Raw genomic sequence first — 19,776 nt, 5'->3', positions numbered from 1 at the left:
AGTATAGACCGAATTGCCTATGCTATACTCGTCAAAATTATGAACATCCTGCGCGCTTTTTCACATCGTCCCTTTGCGTTGTTGTGGACAGGTCAAACAACATCACGTCTTGGTGACAACCTATATCGCATTGCCCTCGCGTGGTGGGTGCTCGAAAAGACAGGCTCCGCCACAGCCATGGGGACCGTACTTATCTTTTCACAGGTTCCGCTCCTTATTTTTATCCTTATCGGTGGAATCGTTGTGGACCGTTTCCCGCGCATCCGCATCATGTTCCTTTCGGATATCTTAAGCGGGACAGTCGTTATATTGATCGCGCTTTTTTCCTGGCTGGATGTTTTACAGATCTGGCATATTTATATTGCCAGCCTGCTTTTTGGGTTCGTGGAAGCTTTTTTCTTCCCCGCCTATCAAGCGGTCATTCCACAGATTGTCCCTCCTGATATGCTGACAAGCGCCAACTCATTGAACGGACTCAGCCAGCGTATCATGGGTGTGATCGGGCCTATCGTTGGCGCTTCATTAGTTGCGGTGGGCGGCACTTCTCTCACATTTGGGTTGGATGCACTGTCATTCTTTGCCTCTGCATTTTGCGTGTTCCCGATTCTTCGTGCAGGGCTTTATGAAATGCCAAAGAAGGAAGATTCAGCCGCTACAGAAATCAAACCGCGCCGCACTATCAAAGAAGAGATCAAGCGCGGAATTGCTGATCTGCGTGAAGGTTGGAATGCCATTATCACCATTCCATGGATATGGATAACCATTCTTATCTTTGGGGTTCTGAATATTATGGAAGGGAGTCCGCGCGCGGTTGCGATGCCCTTCCTTATCAAAGATGAACTTGGCGCAGATGTTGCAGTATTGGGTTGGTTCGGTTCTGCCTTTTCGGTTGGGTATGTCGTGTGCGCCTTGTGGCTCGGTCAATACAAACGCCTGCGTCGACGCGGGTTGTTGGGATACCTGCCTATCATGGTTAATGGCATCATGCTTTTACTCTTTGGCTTGAAATCCCCGATTCCTGTTTTGATCGCCGCCATGTTCGTTTACGGATTTTGTTTCAATATCTTTGGCTTGGTGTGGAACAGCACATTGCAGGAAATGGTTCCCCACGAAAAGCTTGGCCGTGTCTACGCCATCGACTCGCTTGGCTCGTGGATTTTGCTGCCGATCGGTTTTGCTCTTGCAGGCTGGGGCACTGATAAGCTTGGCTCTCCCACAGTATTCCTTATTGGCGGCGTTGGCACCATCTTGATGATTCTCATTGGGCTGTCTCATCCCGCAATTCGAAATTTGGATTAATCATGAAACTTGGAATTGTCACCGACTCAACTTCAGACCTCCCCGCTTACCTCGTTGGTCAATACGAAATTATCGTTGTGCCAACCATCCTTGTTTTGGAAGGAAAGGAATACGCCGACGGGATCGGAATCACGCGCGAAGAATTTTACAACCGCCTGCCCGCGCTTCGCACCCCGCCGACAACTGCCGCGCCTTCGATTGGAGATTTCACCACCCCTTATGAGACTCTGCTCTCGAAAGGCTGTGACCACATCCTCTCAATCCATGCCGCCTCGCAATTGACCACCATTATCAACGTGGCGCGCAAGGCCGCCGAGGAATTCCCGGGCAAAGTCACCTGTGTGGATAGCGGTTCGCTTTCCCTCGGTATCGGTTTTCAGATCCTCGCCGCCGCTGAAGAAGCGGAATTTGGATTGCAGCCCGCATTGGCTGCGATCACCTCCACACAAGAGCGCCTTTATGTCTTCGCCGCATTGGATACGATGGAATATCTCAAACGCAGCGGACGTGTCCCTGGCGCGGTGGCAACCCTCGGCGGGTTATTGTCCATCAAACCGATGATCGAATTGAAGGATGGTGTAGTCAAACCTGTGGGGGCGGTGCGCACAACCAGCCAGGCAGATGAGCGTATCTTGAACCTGTTACTCGAAAGGGGAGAGCTTGAACGCCTCGCTATTTTGCACACCAATGCAGAACCGCGCGCCAAACAATTACTCGATGAATTGATGAATCGCGTGCGGAAATCCATTCCGCGCGAGATTTTGTTCGTCAATGTCACGGCTGTGATCGGCACCCATCTCGGGCCGAATGGCATCGGTTTTGCGGCAGTGAAGAAATAACACATCCCCATGATAAAATTGACCCATGCAACCATCTCTGGAAAAACTACGTAAATTTTTTCGCCTGGAACATGAAAACAAATACGAAAACACCGCGATTATCGGTGGACTCGCTAAAATGCTTGATTATTGGGAGGGGGAAGCCCGCGCGGATGGAGTGGCCGAAGAAGTAATTCAGGCCGTTGCGGCCCGCCTGCGCTCCTACGAAAAGCTCAGCCCGGAAGGAAGGGCTGAGTCGCTTAAAGGCTTGTGGAAACGCATCGGAGAGACATATCCTGAAGCGGGGCAAAAGCCAAAGACACAACAACAGCCCAATCGGGTGAATCAGCCGCCCCGTCCACCCAGACCCGAGCAAGCCACACCTCCTCCGCCTGAAGAAGAATCCGCTCCGATCCCGCAGGAACAAAAATCCCAACCGAGACCTCAGGAACAACGCAAACCGCAACAGCAGCAGCGACCTGCGCCACCATCGCCGCGTCCGCGTTCTGAGGTTGTGCCCGGCGCGCGGACCAGCCAAACCCCAGCCGCATTCAATGCGGATATTACCGTTATTCAGGGCGTTGGTCCCAAGCATGCGGAATCGCTAAAAAGCCTTGGCATGCAAACCCTTGGCGACATGCTGTATTATTTCCCGCGCCGTTACGAAGATTACAGCCAGCTCAAACCGATCAAATCTCTTTTCTATGGGGAAGTGGTCACGGTGCTTGGCACGGTTCAAAGTGTACATACCCGTCCCATTCGCGGCGGTAAATCATCCATTGTGGAAGTTGTGATCAATGATGGCACAGGCGGACTCCGCCTTTCGTTTTTCAACCAACCCTGGGTTGCAAATCGTTTCAAAGAAGGCGAAGCGATCTCCGTTTCTGGCAAGGTCGATCAATATCTGGGCCGCCTCGTGATGAACACCCCGGATTGGGAACCGATCGAAGTGGAAAACCTGCATACTGCCCGCATCGTTCCCATTTATGCGTTGACTGAAAAGGTCACGCAAAAATGGCTGCGCAAGATCATGAATGAAGTGGTGTCTTATTGGGCGCCTTCGGTGGTGGATGCTCTTCCCGAAAAGATCAAACTTTCAGCACGGCTGGTTTCACTCAGCGAAGCGCTCACACAGGTTCATTTTCCTCTTTCGCAGAGCAGGCTCAAAGCCGCGCGCGAACGTTTGGGGTTTGATGAGATCTTTTACCTGCAAATGGGAGTGCTGCGCCAGAAACGTGATTGGAAGGATGCCGAAGCCCGCCGTTTCCCAGCCTCGACCGAGTGGCTGGGTACGCGTTTAAGCAGCCTGCCCTTCGCTCTGACATCTGCCCAGCAAAAAGCCCTCGAAGATATTCGCGCGGATTTAGACTCTGGCAAGCCGATGAATCGACTCGTTCAAGGCGATGTCGGTTCGGGGAAAACTGTTGTGGCGGCGTTGGGTGCTTCGATCGTTACACAGGATGGGGCGCAAGCTGCGATCATGGCCCCGACTTCCATTTTGGCTGAACAGCATTATCGTAATTTCACCAGCCTGCTTGCAGGAGAGAATGGTCCGCTGCAAAAGGGCGAGATCTGCCTGTTGGTGGGGAGCACGCCCGAGGCGGAGAAAGAAACGATCCGTCAGGGTCTGGCAGATGGTTCCATCAAGATCGTCATCGGCACACACGCGGTGATCGAACCAGATGTCCTGTTTAAGGATTTGGAATATATTGTTATCGACGAACAACACCGCTTCGGTGTTGAACAACGCAAGGAACTTCGCAGCAAGGGTACGAATCCGCATTTGCTGGTGATGACCGCCACGCCGATCCCGCGCTCGCTCGCGTTGACGGTGTTCGGTGATCTCGACCTTTCCGTGATCGATGAATTGCCCGTCGGCCGCCAGCCGATCGATACCTATGTGCTTCGTCCGCAGGAACGCGAGCGCGCGTTCACGATGATCCGCGGACAGATCAGGGATGGCAGACAAGCCTTCATTGTTTATCCGTTGATCGATGAAAGTGAAAAGATCGAAGCCCGCGCCGCGGTGGATGATTTCGAAGTGTTGTCGAATGAGGTCTTTCCCGACCTCAAGCTCGGACTTTTACACGGGCGCATGAAGCCCAGTGAAAAAGATGAAGTGATGATGAAATTCCGCGACAGGGAATATGACATTCTCGTTTCGACCACCGTGGTTGAGGTGGGTGTGGATGTTCCGAATTCCACGGTCATGCTGATCGAAGGAGCAGATCGATTCGGTCTCTCGCAGCTTCATCAACTCCGCGGACGTGTTGGGCGTGGCGCGGCGCAATCGTATTGTCTGCTGATTCCCACCCGTGAAGATGCCACCGAGAACGAACGCCTGCAGGCCATGGCGAAAACCAATAGCGGTTTCGAGCTTGCCGACCTTGACCTAAAGACTCGCGGCCCCGGAGAATTTTTAGGAACACGTCAGGCGGGTTTTGCCAATGCCTTGAAAATGGCAAGCATCACCGATGTCACCTTGATCGAAAAAGCACGCACGCAGGCACAGGCCCTGTTCGAGCGCGATCCATACCTTCAATTACCCGAACACGCCCTGCTTTCAGAAGCCTTTGAAAGATTTTGGGGCGCAGGCAAGGGCGATGTTTCTTAAATTCCCACGGTAAGGGCACGGCATTGCCACATGGAGAAAAATGGTTAGAGCATTATTTCCCGGTACGTTCGACCCAGTCCACCTTGGTCATATTGATATTGCTTCGCGTGCGGCGCGTCTCTTTGATGAAGTGATCATGGCCGTGTACGACAAGCCGTTGAAAACCTTGATGTTTTCGCCGGATGAACGCATTTCATTGGTAACCGAAGCCTTCAAAGACCACCCCAAAATAAAAGTAACGGGCTACAGCGGCCTGACGATCGATTTCGCCCGCAAGATCGAGGCGCAGGTCATCGTGCGCGGCCTGCGTGTGTTTTCAGATTTTGAATTCGAATTCCGCATGGCATTGGCAAATCAACGCCTTGCAAAAGATATCGAAACGGTTGCATTGATCACCGCCGAGCAGCACACCTTCCTTTCCTCCAGCACAGTGCGCGAGATCGCCATGTTGAATGGCGATGTATCCAGCATGGTGCCTGCACATGTGAAGGCTGCCCTGCATGCCAAGGTGATTAACATGGGAGAGCAATCTCCACCAAACGCACTTCGTGATTAATTTGTGCTAGAATTGGAAAAGTATTAATCATTCATCAGGAAATCGCCCACGAGAGGCGCACTATGGACATTCTGCAACTTATCGACCGCCTGGAAGAACTCTTCAATGCCGCAAAGGCTGTGCCTTTTACGCACAACGTCATTGTGGACGAAGATCGCATGCTGGAATTGATCGATCAGATGCGCATCGCCATCCCCGAGGAAGTGAAAAAGGCCCAGCAGGTCATGGCTCAACGTGACCGTGTAATGGCGCAGGCGCAGGAAGAAGCCAATCGCACCCTGCAGCTCGCGCGTGATAAAGCCGACCAACTGGCCCAGAAAGACATGGTCGTGCAGGAAGCCCAACGCCGCGCCGATCAAATTGTGAGCCAGGCGCGCGCCGAAGCCGAAGCCACCCGTGCCGACGCCGATAACTACGTGGTCGATACCCTGATGCAGTTGCAGGATCAGATCGCAAAACTAAGCGGACAAGTCAGCAATGGCATCCGCATGGTGCAGGAAGACCAAATGCGGAAATCCTCAAATATTCCTGAAAAGGCCGAATAATAAAAGCAAACAGCCCTGTCAAAACGACAGGGCTGTTTTTTGTTTTTGATGAAAGGAAGTGCGTTGCACCCGATTATTGCTGGACCTGTAACCTGAGTGCTGTTTCCCGAACATTCCTCAAGCTGACAAATATCCCCGCGCCCAAAAGTAGCAGCCCAATCCCGATCACAGCCATGGACGTGTTGAACGCATCCGCGTAGTTCACGCCGCCCCAGGTGTGGGTGGAACCCATTGTGTATTGAATGGTGAGCGTGAACAAGCCGACCAACATAGCCGCCGCGCCACCCGCTTTTTTATTGTCGCTGGCTTTCGCTTTGGAAAAATCCACGCCCTGCCAGATCATGGGGATTTTGAAGAGCAGGAAGATGACCAGCGTGAGGAGTGTCGTGTAGACTACCGCATCCACCGGCATGGATTTTCCGCGTAACATGCGCGACATGTAGATGTGGAATCCGCCGACCAACACGCCTGCGATCAATGCGTACAGACTCATCCAATATGCATCCGTTGTGCCTTTGATGAGCTTGATGGCTGCCCAAATTCCCCAAACGCCGATGGCGATCGTGCCGAGCATGAAGAGGATATACAGCCATTGATAGGGAATCAACCCCGCCATGCTTTCATATTTCTGCGGGAAGACCGCCGCACAAAATGTCCCCACGCCGCCGAGGAAAGTAAATCCGCCCGTGAGCGCCATCAAGACAATGCCGATGAAGCGCAGGAATTTTGCGAAGAAACCGTTTGTAGACATTGTGTACTCCTTTTGTGTAAAAAAACAGGTCACGCTTTATACGTGACCTGCAAGTTGATTATCCAAATTTGAAACCTGCTACAAAGAGTGCCGTTGTCAGCAGGAGCAGCATGGGGAACAACCTCATGATCGTATCCCTTGATAAGATTGGTTTGCCTGTTTTCAGGAAGGAGAGTAATAACCCTGCAAGGCCGATCAAGGCACCGCCGACCCCTACGAGGGAAAAGAGCGGCATTACCTGTCCCTGTGCTGAGAGAATGATGGGGAGCAGGAAGATGGTCATGCCTGCAATGCCGTGTGTGATGGCAATGACGATGACGGGTAGTTTATTTTGCATGACGATCGAGCGGGTCAATATCACAGCGAGAAAACTGACGATGGTGAAGATCAGGTAAACGGTCCGATAGGAGGCGAGGTGCTGCCAGACGAGGCCGAGTGACAGGGCCAGTGGAATGATCGTCGAGATGATCACAACGATGGGCGCATCCAGTACTTCAAACCCGAGGATGATGAGCAGAAGTCCCGCCACTAAAATGACCCCGAAGGCGATGGTGTAGGCAGTGATGGAGACGCTGTCCATCTGGTCAATGCCGATGGCGATCTGGTATGCGGCAAGAAAACCAGTAAGGAGAAGCAGGGTGCGATCAAGGGAGGTCATTTTCATTGGGCAATGCAGGACAACGTAAATGTTGCGTTACGGAATGATCAGCAGCATCGCGAACAGCATGTACATGGATGCATATTTGAAAAGACTGAAGTTGACACGGTCTGACGGGCGGAAGACAGTGGTGACCGCAAGGAAGAACAGGCCTGCGCTCAAAACAATAATGACCCGTAATACACCAGCGGTGACGCCGATCCAGACGGAGGCCCAGCCCATGGTAAGCGCCGCAACCACGCTGGAGAATGCGATTGCAAAACGGGTGGCCGCTTCGCCGTAGGTGGATGGGAAGGTGGGCACACCTGCGCTGTTGTAATCATCGGCAAACTTGAGGCTGAAGGTGAGGGTGTGGGTTGGAATCCAGAACAGCACGGCGCATGCCAGTAAAATGCCAATTGCATCGATCTGACCGACAGCCAGCACACGCCCAGCGAGGATCGGCATGGCGCCCGAGATGCCGCCCCAAACGATGCTCCAGCAGGTGCGGCGTTTCAGCCACATGCTGTAAACGACCACGTCAAAGAATAGGCCCGCAAAAACCACAACACCGTAAAACCAGTTGACCATCAACGCCCAGCCGATACCAATGACCGAGACGATGATGCCAAGCTTCAAGACTTCTTCTCGGGTAACCTGACCTGCGGAGGTGGGGCGCTTATGCGTGCGCTTCATCTTTACGTCGATATCCTGATCCCACCACATATTGAGGATGGTGGAACCGGCAATCGCGAAGAAGAGACTGGGAAGCATCTGCCAGAAGTGAAGCCAGTTCACAGTGGTATGCGCGCTCAGATAGCCCGCCACACCTGTAAGCAAAAGCAGACTGGTTTGCAGGGATTTGATGAGCGGGATATAAAGACTAAGCTTTGATCTTATTTTTGTAATGGACAATTGCGCCAGCATGGGGACTCCTGCGATTGATAGTAACTGGTAAACAGGGAATAAAATTACAGAGCGCAAGTATACCTGTGTACATGTGTACTTGTCTACTTTGTTACTAATCCCGCACACATCTAAACCCCACACCCGGGCTGAAGTATGTGGGCGTGGCATTGTTACGAACCCAGATGCGCAAATCCATATCGTAGGTGTCTTTCGAGCCGCCGCGCAGGAAGCGGTAGTGCATCCCTTCGTACACGTCACCTGTCCATTGCCAGACATTGCCTGCCATATCGTAGAGTCCGTAGGGGGAAGCAGAATCGACGGTTTGAAAACCATCGTATGTTTGTCCGTTATAAAAACCAACTGGACTGGTGCGTGAGCCGAATGTGGACATATCTTCGAACGGGTCGCGGCTGGAGTAGAAGTTGGCGTTGCCGCGTTGAATTTCATCGCCCCACGGGAAGGGACGTTCATCGGTGCCGCGTGCGGCTTTTTCCCATTCCAATTCAGTGGGTAGGCGGGTTTCGAAATATTTACAATAGCCCCATGCGCCAAACCAGGTGACGTTCGTCATTGGGTGATTTTCATAACCAGATTGGACAGAAAAAGTTGAGCCATCGAATTTGATTCTTTGAGATGGGTCATCGAGCGGGATGAAGAGCCAGTCACCCGCTTCTATCTTTTCCTCGTGCTTGATCCCGTGGAACTTGTCGCCTGGGTAGAACCCGACGATTTTTTCGCCGTCCATTTTTACGCTTCCATCCGCGAGTGCTGTGTTGAGGAAATCCGCATATTGCGCGGCGGTGACATCGGTGACCATGATCTCGTAGGCTTCGGTGGATGCGATTTCATCGAACTGCCCGTGGTGGAATTCGCCCGCTGGGACTTGCGCCCACGTGTTCGGGTCAATGCCTGTGTCGAAGGCGGGGATCGGAGCGTTCAAATCCACGGGGGAGCAGGATGCCAATAACGCCGCACACAGGCAAAGGGTCAGAATGAGGCGCTTCATTTGTCCACCTCCTGCGCGAGTTCGTGATCCAATTCTTCGATCCAGCGTCCTTTATTTTTGAAGAGGTCAACCAAACGATAGATCATCATTGCGGCGAGAATGACCAGCAGCATGCCGAGGCCGAAATCAATGGCGTACATCAAGCCGTTGACAAGCGGTTGCTGCGCGGCTTCGGTGACGAAGAGCCGTTTCATCTCGAAAACGGTGACTGCGCCAAAAGCGATATCCGAAAAGATGATGATGCTCCAGCCATACCACTGACGCAGTTTGCCTTTGAATCCGTTCATGTCACCAAAGTAAAGCAGGATGATCGTGGCGATGATGGCGGAAAGCACATGCCAGTGTCCTGTGAGTTCGATGCGTTCTTCGCGGGCAGGCCAGACGCGGAAAATTTCATCGAGTTTGATCGCCATGAAAATGCCGATGCCGCTGGTGGTGAAGTTCATGAAAAGCATTTGCCAGGTGGGGCCGAATTTGAGCGGGTCACGCAGCAGCGCTCCGATCTTTTGACCGAAGGTTGGTTTCTGGATATTGGCATGTGCCATCCTTGATGAGTTTGTTCCAATCCCAAATGAGCAGAAGCAATGCCGCAAACATGGACGGAGTCGCGCCGACATAGATCACCATGTGCGCAACAGGTTCGAGCGGAGTGACCACACCCCACACGCCGAGATTAAGCACGATGGTCCCCAGGATCATCAGCGGCATGGCGAATTTATGAAGAATGCCTTTGAAGTTCAACCAGCGCCCGATGATGAGCGTGATCATGATGCCGATCAACGCCAGCATGATATGCAGGTGACCGATGACCGAAAATTCCATGACTGTTTTTTCAGGAATGCGGATGATGTTCTCGGCAAGAAATGTTTCAAAGCCGTGACCATAATACGAGCCCGGTACCGCGCCAAAAAGTGATGAGATCACCGTTGTGACCGCAGTAGCGAAAAATGCGGTGCGCTCCAGGTCGAGTCCGCTTTTGGTGTGGGAGTATTCTTTATCGGTGATGAAGTATTCCTTGTCCCACGGCCAGAGCGCGACGATCAACATCAAGCCCGCAAAGAAAATTAGCGAAAGCCCCGTGATATAGAGTCCATGAAAAGCCCAGTTGCGCCCGAAGTATGCAAAGCCCATGCCGAAGACCATGGTCAGGATATAGCCAAAGGTGATGGTGGCGTTGATCGCTGTTTTGAAAAAGGCTTTCATCTTGATCAAGCCAGTCACCATATAGGTTTCAATGGCGATGATGGCCATGGCAATCGAGTGATACAAAATGACAATGCGCCCTTCACGCTCCGCTTGCACGATCTTCATGCCGAACGCTTTGATCACGATCTCGCGCACGCCCATCTCTGCCATCGGCCCTGAGAGCATGCCCCACACAGCGGTGACAATTCCCACCATGGCAATTGCCACAAGGATCAGTCCCTTGGTGGAGTTGAAAAGATAATTGAAACGGGTTTTGATAAATTGCATGTTCTCTCCGAGATAATGGACGATAAACCATTGATCATGAATCTATTGTCCACCGTCTGTTGTCTATGGTCAGGGATTAGCCCTTCTTTGCAAATCCCAGCACGTACGCGCCTGTCATCAGGAAGAGCAGGGGAGTGAGGATGAGCATGACAAAGTCAGGGCTGAAGAAAAGTAATTGTTTGCCCATGGTAATGAAGGCCAGCGCAATTCCGCCAAGGCCGATCAACAGTCCGCCGATGCCGACCCAGAAGAAACCCTTCGGCGCGCCCTTCGCGTAAAACGGGCCAATGAAGATCACCAGTCCTGATACCCCGTGGAACAGCGGAACCGCGATTTTCTTGAGCGAGTCCATGCCGCCGATGCTGGTAATGGCAATCGCCAGAAAACCGATCGCCGCGAACCATTTGAAATATTTTTTCCAAGAGGGGAAGTATTCCTCGGCGAGTCCCATTGAAATGCCAAGCGGGATCAAACTTGCAACGGTCAACACGTAAGGGGAGGAGAGAATACCGAGTCCGAGAAATATGAGCAGCAATCCTGAAACCAAAAGCACTGCAAACCCCATCAGATAGTACAGGTTGTGCAGTGCCTTGTGTTGCTGATATCGCTGGTAAAAATACCAGCATAAGTAGGCGGCGAGCAAGCCTGTCAAAAGCAGGAAGATAACGTCTTTCATCGTTCAATTCTCCTTTTGTGATGTCTGTCAAACTATGTGAATTATTGCACAAATGGATTTGGTAAACTGTAACTAAAGTCACATTTTTGATGAATGTCCGCATCTTTACTGACCTGTAACCTGAATCCTGCTTCGATGAGAAATCAGCGTTTTTGGGGTTTTGTTATTGAAAAAGAAACGTTTTCTACGTATTCATGGTCTTATAATCCAGTTTGCTGATGAAATCTCTGTTCCGCCCGATCTTCTCTTTTGACCCATCCATATCGCGCGACCTTCAAGAGTGGCGTGCTTTTGTTTTGGTTGGGGTTCTCCGGGTGGTCTTGCTGATTTGGACCCTAGCCCTGATCACTGGAGTGAATAACGTTTTTGAAGCATACATTCTGGAGGAAGAGAAAACTTCCAATCCACTGCTGTTGGCTGGATCTGTGCTGGCAGTTTACCTGCTTGCTACCACTGTCCTTGCGGTGGTGACCTTTGGTCGTAAACTCCCGTACCATATCCGCGCATGGGGATTGCTTCTCGCGATCTATATAATCGGCGCTACCGGGCTTGTATTGTCCTCCCTGAGTGGTGACGGTCGGATTCTCCTTTTTGCTTTTGTCATTCTTGCTGCTGTTTTCTTTGACCTTCGCTACAGTGTGCCAGCGTTTGCCATCAGCCTGGCGACAATGTTCATCGTCGGGTACCTTCAGGTGAAAGGCGTTATTGTTGTTCCGCCCGAGCGTCAGATCATCTCAGCAGACGTCTCATCTTGGACCAGTGGGGTGGTGGTTTTTCTTACCCTAAGCATTGCTGTACTCATTTCAATTACTTTTCTATTGCGCGTCCTGGGGGCCAACCTCGATAAATCACAGGAACTTCTTAAGCGCGAGCAAAGACTTTCGCAGTTGTTGCGCACAGTCACAGGGATCAATCAACTCATCGTCCGTGAACAGGATCCGCACAAACTTTTGTCTGAAGCCTGCGCCCTGCTTGTGTCAGGGCGGGAATACTCCTTTGCATGGGTTGGTCTGCTTGAGCCCGACCATGTCACGCTTAGACTTGCCGCGCAAGCTGGCGATGAGATCGATCCATCGCTGTTTAATTTTCGCATGGATGCGACTGCCCGCGGATTGTCTTGCGCGGTCAATGCAATAAAGACGCGGTCCTTTTTCCGTGTTACGCCAGGCAAAGAAGATGACTCCTGTATGGGGTGTCCGCGTCGTCTTACGGATCCGCAACGGGCCGGGGTTGCTTTGCCCTTGCTTCGCGACGAGCGGGCGCTGGGTGTGTTGGTCGTTGACCACACAACTTCATCTGGCGTGTTTGACGATGAGGAGACCCATTTGCTTCAGGATTTGGCAAATGACCTGTCTTACGCGCTGGAGAAGATCGAAGTAAACGACCGTCTTCAAGTCTACGCCCGTCACCAGACTCTGCTGAATGAGATCACACAAACCGCCCTTGAGACTCCCCGCCTTGAGGCTATGCTGCAAAAGTTCATTGAAGGCCTCGAAAAAGCATTAAGCGCGGATGGATATTATTTTTCACTTTGGAGCGAGGATACACAGCAGACGGAGAAGTCTGTCGGTTCTGAGTTGTTCAAAGATATTCTGCGATCCTTTCCAGACTTGAAACCCGGCGATAAAACATTCAGTCAATCTATTTTCGAAAGCGGTCATGTACTGGCGGTGGATGACGTATTGAATACCCCTCATATTAGCCCGCACCTTGCTGCCATGCTTCCGGTACACTCGGCAATGGGATTGCCCTTGATCGCGAACGACCAAAAACTTGGAGTACTTGTGCTCGGATTCCGCGAATCGCATTCCTTTTCTGCGGATGATATTTTGCTGGCAGAACAGGCTGCCCGGCAGATTGCTCTGGCTATATTAAAGGTGCGCCTTGATGAAGATACCCGTGCCAAGGCGGCTGAACTTGAGCGTTTGTATGCCGCGGCCCAGGACATGTCATCCAGTTTATTGGATGCACCCAAATTGCTGGCGAAATTGGCATATCACATGACCGAGGCATTGTCCGTGACCAGCGGGAACATCATGTCAATTGACCTGGCAACCGAAACCATGACAGTTGTGGGGGAATATTGGGGTGTGTATGCTTCAACGAGCGAGATTCATTCGGATCTGGGAACGGTATTCCCAAACCGGGAATACTCCACTATTATGCGTTCCATGCTCGCGGGTGAGGTGATCGTTCTACATTCAGATGATGAAGACATGACCGCAACCGAGCGCGAGCAATTCGCCAAATTTGGTATCCAATCCATGATGTTTGTGCCGATCATGGCCCATGGACAATTGTTCGGTGACATCGAGATCTGGGAGAGCCGTCATCGCCGCGAATTTAGTGCAGCGGATATCAGGCTCGCAAAAGCCATGGCCGGGCATGCTGCTTCGGTCATTGAGAATGCCAACCTTGTGAATGCTGTTCGCATGTCTGAAACTCGTTATCGAAATCTGGTGGAACAGGCTTCGGACGGGATATTCCTAGTCGATCCCGAAAAAAATCTACTGGATGTAAACCCAAGCGGTGCGGCTATGCTCGGGTATTCGGTTGAAGAACTCTTGACCATGAACGTTGATGATTTTGTGATCGCAGGCCAGTCAAACCTGATGATCGACGACTTGCGAATGGGAAAGTCGATGATCGTCGAGCAGCTCGTCAAACGAAAAGACGGTAGTACACTGCCGGTAGAGATCAGCGCAAGAATGCTGCCCAGTGGGTTCTTTCAGGGAATCGTTCGTGACATTAGCGAACGCAGGCAGGCAGAAAAAGCTCTGGCAGAACGTGAAGCCTATTTCCGCGCGATGATCGAGAACTCTGCTGAGGGGGTTGCCATTTTGGATGCGGAGGGAATTGTTCGCTACCTCGCTCCTTCCGATGAACGCCTGACGGGATATGTCGCTTCAGAGGTTCAAGGAGAAAGCGGATTCAAGTTTATCCATCCTCAGGATCTACCCAGGGTCTTGAGTGTTTTCAAAGAAGGCGTATCAACTCCGGGCGCGGTCCGAACCGCTGAATATCGTCTCCAGCGCCTGGATGGAGAATGGCGTTACTTTGAGATCACCGGTCATAATATGCTTGATGATCCGCATATCGCCGGTGTGGTCGTTAATTATCGTGATGTGACGGAGCGCAAGCAGGCGGAGCAGGCTTTGCAGGAAAATCGCTCACGACTTGAAGCGGTCATCTCCTCAGCCTTGAACGGAATCATCACCATTGACGAGGATCAGCGCATCATCCTCTTCAACCCATCTGCAGAGCGGATCTTTGGCTACCCAGCCGCTGATGTGGTCGGGCAGCCTCTCGAAATTCTTATTCCACAGCGTTTTCAAGGTTCTCATTCACAGCATGTGAAGGGTTATGCCGCCACCGGAGTGTCGGCGCGTCGAAAAGGATTGCTGGATTCTTTATACGGGAAACGCGCGAATGGCGATGAATTTCCAATGGAGGCTTTCATCTCCCACTCCGAGGTGGGCGGGGAGAGATTTTTCACTGTTATTTTCCAGGACATCACCGAACGCAAGCAGGCAGAAGATACGTTGCGCCGCCATGCAATGGAGCTTGAAGTGTTGGCCGCCTCCTCCTCGGCTTTGCGTACTGCACAGAGCGTTTCAGAGATGGTTCCAATTCTTGCGCGTCATGCCCTCCGCGCCGTGGATGGAACCTATGCCTCCATCTTCCTGCTCGATGTTGAAACAGAGGAATTCGTTTCGCATGGCTGGTATTCGATGGAATCCAATGTCGATTTCACATTGGCAGACGAGTCGAGTGTGAGGCATGTTTCCGGTACAGGCATCACTGGCCGCGTAGCATTGACAGGTGAGATCTATGTAACAGAAGATATTCAAAAAGACCCGGTGTTGGTAATTTTGAATGGAGAACGGGAGCGCCTCCAGCATGTACATGGCGGCATCTCCCTGCCGCTGCGTGCGCAGGAAAAGATCATCGGCGTCATGCATATCTGGTCGTCACGGCCGCGCATCTTCAACGAAACTGAGATCCGCCTGCTCACTGCTCTTGCGGAAAATACCAGCAGCGCCATTCATCGTGCCATTCTATTCGAGCAGACTCTAGAACATGCAAGTGAACTTGCCACAGCCTATGACAACACCCTCGCAGGCTGGGCACGCGCGTTGGAATTGCGCGATGAGTTAACCGAAGGTCACACACGGCGCGTGACGGAATTAACCCTCAAACTGGCGCGTGCGCTGGAAATCCCTGAAAATGAAATCATTCATATTCGACGCGGCGCATTGTTGCACGATATCGGCAAAATGGGAATTCCCGATTCCATTTTGCACAAGCCCGGCGCATTCACCGCGCAGGAGCGCAAGATTATGCAGCAGCATACGCAGTATGCCTATGATATGTTGGTATCCATTCCATTTCTTCAAGCCGCCCTTGATATTCCTTATTGTCATCATGAACACTGGGATGGTGCTGGCTATCCACGTGGGTTAAAGGGGGAGGATATTCCGCTTTCCGCGCGGATCTTCTCCATCATCGATGTTTGGGATGCCCTCACTTCAGATCGCCCCTATCGACAGGCATGGTCAAAAGAGAAAACCTGCGAATACATCCTTGAACGTTCAGGCAAACAGTTCGATTCTCAGATCGTCGAAGCCTTCTTTTCGGTTATCGCCGAAAACGATTAGATCCCCTCATCGCGCGCCAGGAGATCCTGAATCGTTTCCCTGCGTTGGATCACGCGGGCTGTTCCTTTTTCCAGCCACAACACGGCTGGCCGCCTCGATCCGTTGTAATTTGATGACATGCTTAATTGATACGCGCCCGATGCGGGAATGGCGATCAACCCACCTTCGTGGATTTTTGGCATGGGCAGATCTTCGATGACGACATCTCCCGATTCGCAAAACGGACCGGCGATGGAAACAACCTCGCTTCGCTCTCCGCCGACACCTGATACCGGTAAACAAGAATATCTCGCCCCGTACATCGCATGCCGCGGATTATCCGTCATGCCGCCGTCGGTCAATATCCAAACTTTTTCACCGCGTCTTTTGACCGCGCCAACCCTGTACACAGCCACGCCTGCCCGCGCCACCAAACTGCGGCCTGGTTCCAAATGTAAATGGGGGAGGGCAAGTCCGCGTGCCTGACAGCCCGCGATCACATTCTCAGAGATCACACGCACATATTCATCTGTATTCGGCTGTGGAAGTTCATCTTCGTGATAGGCCACGCCCCAGCCGCCGCCTGGGCTGAAATGCCATTCACCTGAAAACCCGATCTCCCTTGCAAGGTCAAGCCCAATGCTAATCGCCGCTTTCAGTGGATTCGCATCGCGAAAATTAGACCCCTGATGAAAATGGATTCCGTTCAATGGCAGGTTGTGCTGTTTGCAAAATTCCGCCGCTTCCAAAATTTCCGCACCAGTCATTCCGAATTTACTGCCGTGTTGACCGGTCTGTGTGTGGGCGTGATGGGTTTCAACGGCCAGCCCGGGCAGCAGGCGAAGCCAAAGATCAGGAAATTGGGAATTGGATACGGTGAATAGTTGGCGAATCTGCTTGAGTTCGGTCAGATTATCAACGACGATCGTCCCCGCATTTTGGATCGCAGACTTCAGGTCATGGATGGATTTATTCACCCCATGTACAAGGATACGCTCGCGCGGTACGCCGCCTGCCAGCGCAAAGGCGATTTCGCCTTCACCTGTGCAATCGACATATAAGCCATGTCCATGCGCCCATTGTGCAATGGCAGTGCATAGGAATGCCTTTCCTGCATAAGTAACAGAACCAGCTTCCGGGTAGTGCGAAGCGAGGGCGGTTTTATATCCAGTGGATGCTTCATCCATGGTGACCTTGTCGTATAGATACAAAGGCGTGCCATGTTCCCCGGTCAACTTTTCAAGGTCATGACCGGCAATGAAGAGGGTGTCTTTTTCGATTGTTGTTGAAATAGGGAAGAGTTCAAGTCTGTTCATTTTTATTTAGATTGCCCGCGACAAAGATTTGATTTTTACCGAGACGTTTGGCCATGAGTTCGGCGTGGTCTGCGGCAAGCAGGAGATTTGCCAGCGTATTCCCATCTTCCGGGAAAGTGGCGACTCCAATACTTAATGTATACCCGGAGACCACTGAGTTTTCAGCGTGCGCTTCGTTTGCACTTGCACGTGCCGAGTTTTGCAGTCGCCGCGCGAATTCAAATGCGCCGCTTTTGTTCGTGTTGGGCAGGAGAATGGCAAATTCATCGCCGCCATATCTTGCGGCAGTGTCGTATTTGCGTAAATTACTGCGGATCAAAGTTGCGGTTGCCTTGAGGCGCACATCGCCTGCGGGGTGACCCCACTTGTCGTTATATTGCTTGAAGGAATCGATATCGAAAATAATGAGCGAGAGTGGATATCCCAGCCGTGTGGAGCGTTCCACTTCGGCGGTCAAGTATTCTTCGAGTGCATGACGGTTGGCAAGTCCACTCACAGCATCGGTCATCGCCATTGCCTTGACTTGTGCGTGCAATCGGGCGTTGTCCACTGCAAGAGCAATGGGGCTGGAGAGGGTGGTCAATAATTCAACATCATCCTGTGTGAGAATACGACTTGCATCGCCTTCCACATTGAGCGTTCCGAGAACGATATTTTCCTTCAATAGGGGAACACATATTTCACTTTTGACAGTGTGATCCGTCCTGAGGAAGACGGGTTCCTTTGACGTATCCTGAATGAATTGAACGGTTTTTGTTTTTATCGTGCGTCCGCTTACGCCCTGACTGATGTGTATCTTGGAAATTACCATTTCCAGTGGATACCCGACCTGTGCACCCAGGTGAAGATAATCTTCCTTCAATAGATAAATGCTGGCATGGCTGTAACCAAAGGAATTTTTCAGCTCATTCACGACGGCTGTAAAAGTGGTTTCCAGATCCAGAGATCTGACCACAACCCGAGAAACAGCCTGAACCGCGGCCATGACTCGCAAATGCTCCTGTGCACGTGAATATAGCCTGGCTCTTTGAAGGGAGGCGGATATCTGCGTTACGAGTGTTTCCAGCGTGGAGGCATCTTCCTGATTGAAGGCATCGGCTTCTATGCTTTCCACGTACAAAGCGCCATACAAATTCTTCCCCGTAAAGATCGGAACACAGATTGCGGAGCCGTAATGTTCATCGTTCGAGAAATAATAGGGATCTTCTGCTACATTTCTTGAAATATAGGTTTTGCGTATCGCCGCTGTATGACCAATGATTCCCTTTCCCACATCCTGCCTGAAACCGGGAGAGTAGCCGAAATCTTCCGTACCGGAGATGACGGTCACTTCCATGATGTTATCTGGAACCAGCAGGGAGATTGCAGCTTCGGCATATCCAAAACGTTCTACGACCGCTTCAATGGACCGCTGAAGGATCTCCATTTCATCGAAGCTGTCTGCGATCTGCCTGCCGACCTCTTCGAGCAATCCCAATTGGGCTGAGCGGCGAAACTCCGCTTCGAGAATTTCATGTTCCTGTGTAATGTCATGAATGACCAGAACACGGCCCAACGGGTCAACGCCATCTTTATTTAAATGGATGATGGATATTTCATACCAGATTGGTGTTCCGTTTTTTACCAACTTGAGCTTGATCGCTTCGTCTGTAGAATCCCAGCGTTCCCTGAATAACTCGGGCTTAGGCAGGGCATCGAAAATATGCATTCCGACCACATTCTCCTTGATTTCAAGCCATTTTTTGGCGGCACTGTTCAGGTCGTTAATTCGGTCTTGAGAATCGGTCACAATGATCGCATCACGCAGGTTTTCCACGATGAGAGGCGCGGCAATTGGGAACAGGTTGAACAGCCCGAAACGGAAATATCCGAATGCAAGCAGTGGAGCAGATAATGCAAATGAGAGCGGGGTGGGGTCGAGATTGCTATTGGCTGTTTCGGTGATAAATATCAGATTGAAGCTCAAGGTGATGAGCGCCCCCAATAACATGGTGCCAGTCTGTGTTCTGAAGATTTTCGGCGAACGGATGTATGTGATGATGTAAACAAGAAAACCGATGGCGATGAAGAGATAGGCAATGGCTGTGAAGAACCAGAAACCAGGTCCAAAGGTGATCTGCAGCGGTCCAAGTTCACCATTTGATGGCATTTCCAAAGATGTCCAGATCAACTTGTGAGCTTCATTGGTCAACCCCAGTAGAAAAGATGTGATGCCTGGTATGGTCATCAAGAGAACATGTCCGCGTTTCGACCACCATGGGCTGATGCCTGTGTAACGCAGGGCGAATCCCAGCCAGAGCGGCGGCGATATGCCCATGCCAAGGTAGAGGATTTTTCTAGAGGCGATCTTTAGGGGGAGGGATGGAAGCGTGATCTCGCATAGGTAAAATATGACCCAGATCATCATGGCAAGCATTAAAAAACCGAAAGTCTTGGCCCCGGGTTTCTTCCAATTCAGGAAAGTGCGATAGGCAATGCCTGAAGTAAGTATGATCAGAATTACAAGGCAAAACGAGAATATCGCTAAATTGATTTGCAT

Annotated in this window: 15 protein-coding genes; 6 read left to right on the top strand and 9 right to left on the bottom strand. The window is 51.5% G+C overall.

Features of this window, described 5'->3' with window-relative positions:
• Window positions 1-39: 39 nt before the first annotated feature.
• The 5 genes from IPI86_RS15525 to IPI86_RS15505 all read left to right on the top strand — a co-directional run bounded on the left by IPI86_RS15525 (window position 40) and on the right by IPI86_RS15505 (window position 5,832).
• Window positions 40-1,299: an MFS transporter gene (locus IPI86_RS15525; RefSeq protein ID WP_345298922.1), complete on the top strand. Its 1,260-nt coding sequence runs from the start codon at window positions 40-42 to the stop codon at window positions 1,297-1,299.
• A gap of 2 nt (window positions 1,300-1,301) precedes the next feature.
• Window positions 1,302-2,138, top strand: coding sequence for a DegV family protein (locus IPI86_RS15520; RefSeq protein ID WP_345298921.1), 837 nt, complete (start codon window positions 1,302-1,304; stop codon window positions 2,136-2,138).
• A gap of 25 nt (window positions 2,139-2,163) precedes the next feature.
• A complete protein-coding gene (recG, locus tag IPI86_RS15515; protein ID WP_345298920.1) occupies window positions 2,164-4,731 on the top strand; it encodes an ATP-dependent DNA helicase RecG in 2,568 nt (855 codons plus the stop codon).
• Between the two features lie 40 nt (window positions 4,732-4,771).
• Window positions 4,772-5,287 (top strand): pantetheine-phosphate adenylyltransferase, encoded by a 516-nt coding sequence (gene coaD, locus IPI86_RS15510; RefSeq protein ID WP_345298919.1) that lies wholly within the window; start codon window positions 4,772-4,774, stop codon window positions 5,285-5,287.
• A 62-nt stretch (window positions 5,288-5,349) separates the two neighbouring features.
• Entirely contained in the window at window positions 5,350-5,832 is a 483-nt protein-coding gene (locus IPI86_RS15505) for a hypothetical protein (RefSeq protein WP_345298918.1), read from the top strand.
• Window positions 5,833-5,905: 73 nt separating this feature from the next.
• On the opposite strand, the gene IPI86_RS15500 is transcribed toward IPI86_RS15505, so the two are convergent.
• The 7 genes from IPI86_RS15500 to IPI86_RS15470 all read right to left on the bottom strand — a co-directional run bounded on the left by IPI86_RS15500 (window position 5,906) and on the right by IPI86_RS15470 (window position 11,284).
• The gene (locus IPI86_RS15500) at window positions 5,906-6,583 is read right to left on the bottom strand and encodes a hypothetical protein (protein ID WP_345298917.1); all 678 of its coding nucleotides are present in this window, start codon (window positions 6,581-6,583) and stop codon (window positions 5,906-5,908) included.
• A gap of 58 nt (window positions 6,584-6,641) precedes the next feature.
• Window positions 6,642-7,247 (bottom strand): hypothetical protein, encoded by a 606-nt coding sequence (locus IPI86_RS15495; protein WP_345298916.1) that lies wholly within the window; start codon window positions 7,245-7,247, stop codon window positions 6,642-6,644.
• A gap of 30 nt (window positions 7,248-7,277) precedes the next feature.
• Window positions 7,278-8,147 (bottom strand): heme o synthase, encoded by an 870-nt coding sequence (cyoE, locus tag IPI86_RS15490; RefSeq protein WP_345298915.1) that lies wholly within the window; start codon window positions 8,145-8,147, stop codon window positions 7,278-7,280.
• Between the two features lie 94 nt (window positions 8,148-8,241).
• Window positions 8,242-9,135, bottom strand: coding sequence for an SUMF1/EgtB/PvdO family nonheme iron enzyme (locus IPI86_RS15485; RefSeq protein WP_345298914.1), 894 nt, complete (start codon window positions 9,133-9,135; stop codon window positions 8,242-8,244).
• A complete protein-coding gene (locus IPI86_RS15480) occupies window positions 9,132-9,680 on the bottom strand; it encodes a hypothetical protein (RefSeq protein WP_345298913.1) in 549 nt (182 codons plus the stop codon). The genes IPI86_RS15485 and IPI86_RS15480 overlap by 4 nt, the downstream gene beginning before the upstream one ends.
• Window positions 9,619-10,608 (bottom strand): hypothetical protein, encoded by a 990-nt coding sequence (locus IPI86_RS15475; RefSeq protein ID WP_345298912.1) that lies wholly within the window; start codon window positions 10,606-10,608, stop codon window positions 9,619-9,621. The genes IPI86_RS15480 and IPI86_RS15475 overlap by 62 nt, the downstream gene beginning before the upstream one ends.
• A gap of 76 nt (window positions 10,609-10,684) precedes the next feature.
• Window positions 10,685-11,284, bottom strand: coding sequence for a hypothetical protein (locus IPI86_RS15470; protein ID WP_345298911.1), 600 nt, complete (start codon window positions 11,282-11,284; stop codon window positions 10,685-10,687).
• Window positions 11,285-11,502: 218 nt separating this feature from the next.
• On the opposite strand from IPI86_RS15470, the gene IPI86_RS15465 reads away from it, so the two are divergent.
• Complete coding sequence (locus IPI86_RS15465; protein WP_345298910.1) at window positions 11,503-15,942, top strand: PAS domain S-box protein; 4,440 nt, start codon at window positions 11,503-11,505, stop codon at window positions 15,940-15,942.
• On the opposite strand, the gene lysA is transcribed toward IPI86_RS15465, so the two are convergent.
• Window positions 15,939-17,237 carry a diaminopimelate decarboxylase gene (gene lysA / locus IPI86_RS15460; RefSeq protein WP_345298909.1) on the bottom strand — a complete coding sequence of 433 codons (1,299 nt, stop codon included), beginning with the start codon at window positions 17,235-17,237 and terminating at the stop codon, window positions 15,939-15,941. The genes IPI86_RS15465 and lysA overlap by 4 nt on opposite strands.
• Complete coding sequence (locus tag IPI86_RS15455) at window positions 17,224-19,776, bottom strand: histidine kinase N-terminal 7TM domain-containing protein (protein WP_345298908.1); 2,553 nt, start codon at window positions 19,774-19,776, stop codon at window positions 17,224-17,226. Before IPI86_RS15455 ends, lysA begins: the two co-directional genes overlap by 14 nt.

It is taken from the genome of Candidatus Villigracilis affinis (assembly GCF_016705895.1).
GTDB lineage: Bacteria > Chloroflexota > Anaerolineae > Anaerolineales > Villigracilaceae > Villigracilis > Villigracilis affinis.
Note: the sequence above shows the minus strand (reverse complement) of the source record. Positions and strands in the feature narration are given on the sequence as shown.

Excerpts from the sequence above, each read along its gene's own strand:
- IPI86_RS15475 (WP_345298912.1), bottom strand. The coding sequence starts at position 10,608 with ATGCAATTTATCAAAACCCGTTTCAATTATCTTTTCAACTCCACCAAG.
- coaD (WP_345298919.1), top strand. The coding sequence starts at position 4,772 with ATGGTTAGAGCATTATTTCCCGGTACGTTCGACCCAGTCCACCTTGGT.
- IPI86_RS15495 (WP_345298916.1), bottom strand. The coding sequence starts at position 7,247 with ATGAAAATGACCTCCCTTGATCGCACCCTGCTTCTCCTTACTGGTTTT.
- IPI86_RS15480 (WP_345298913.1), bottom strand. The coding sequence starts at position 9,680 with ATGGCACATGCCAATATCCAGAAACCAACCTTCGGTCAAAAGATCGGA.
- IPI86_RS15485 (WP_345298914.1), bottom strand. The coding sequence starts at position 9,135 with ATGAAGCGCCTCATTCTGACCCTTTGCCTGTGTGCGGCGTTATTGGCA.
- IPI86_RS15520 (WP_345298921.1), top strand. The coding sequence starts at position 1,302 with ATGAAACTTGGAATTGTCACCGACTCAACTTCAGACCTCCCCGCTTAC.
- IPI86_RS15455 (WP_345298908.1), bottom strand. The coding sequence starts at position 19,776 with ATGCAAATCAATTTAGCGATATTCTCGTTTTGCCTTGTAATTCTGATC.
- lysA (WP_345298909.1), bottom strand. The coding sequence starts at position 17,237 with ATGAACAGACTTGAACTCTTCCCTATTTCAACAACAATCGAAAAAGAC.
- recG (WP_345298920.1), top strand. The coding sequence starts at position 2,164 with ATGCAACCATCTCTGGAAAAACTACGTAAATTTTTTCGCCTGGAACAT.
- IPI86_RS15500 (WP_345298917.1), bottom strand. The coding sequence starts at position 6,583 with ATGTCTACAAACGGTTTCTTCGCAAAATTCCTGCGCTTCATCGGCATT.
- IPI86_RS15470 (WP_345298911.1), bottom strand. The coding sequence starts at position 11,284 with ATGAAAGACGTTATCTTCCTGCTTTTGACAGGCTTGCTCGCCGCCTAC.
- IPI86_RS15465 (WP_345298910.1), top strand. The coding sequence starts at position 11,503 with ATGAAATCTCTGTTCCGCCCGATCTTCTCTTTTGACCCATCCATATCG.
- cyoE (WP_345298915.1), bottom strand. The coding sequence starts at position 8,147 with ATGCTGGCGCAATTGTCCATTACAAAAATAAGATCAAAGCTTAGTCTT.
- IPI86_RS15525 (WP_345298922.1), top strand. The coding sequence starts at position 40 with ATGAACATCCTGCGCGCTTTTTCACATCGTCCCTTTGCGTTGTTGTGG.
- IPI86_RS15505 (WP_345298918.1), top strand. The coding sequence starts at position 5,350 with ATGGACATTCTGCAACTTATCGACCGCCTGGAAGAACTCTTCAATGCC.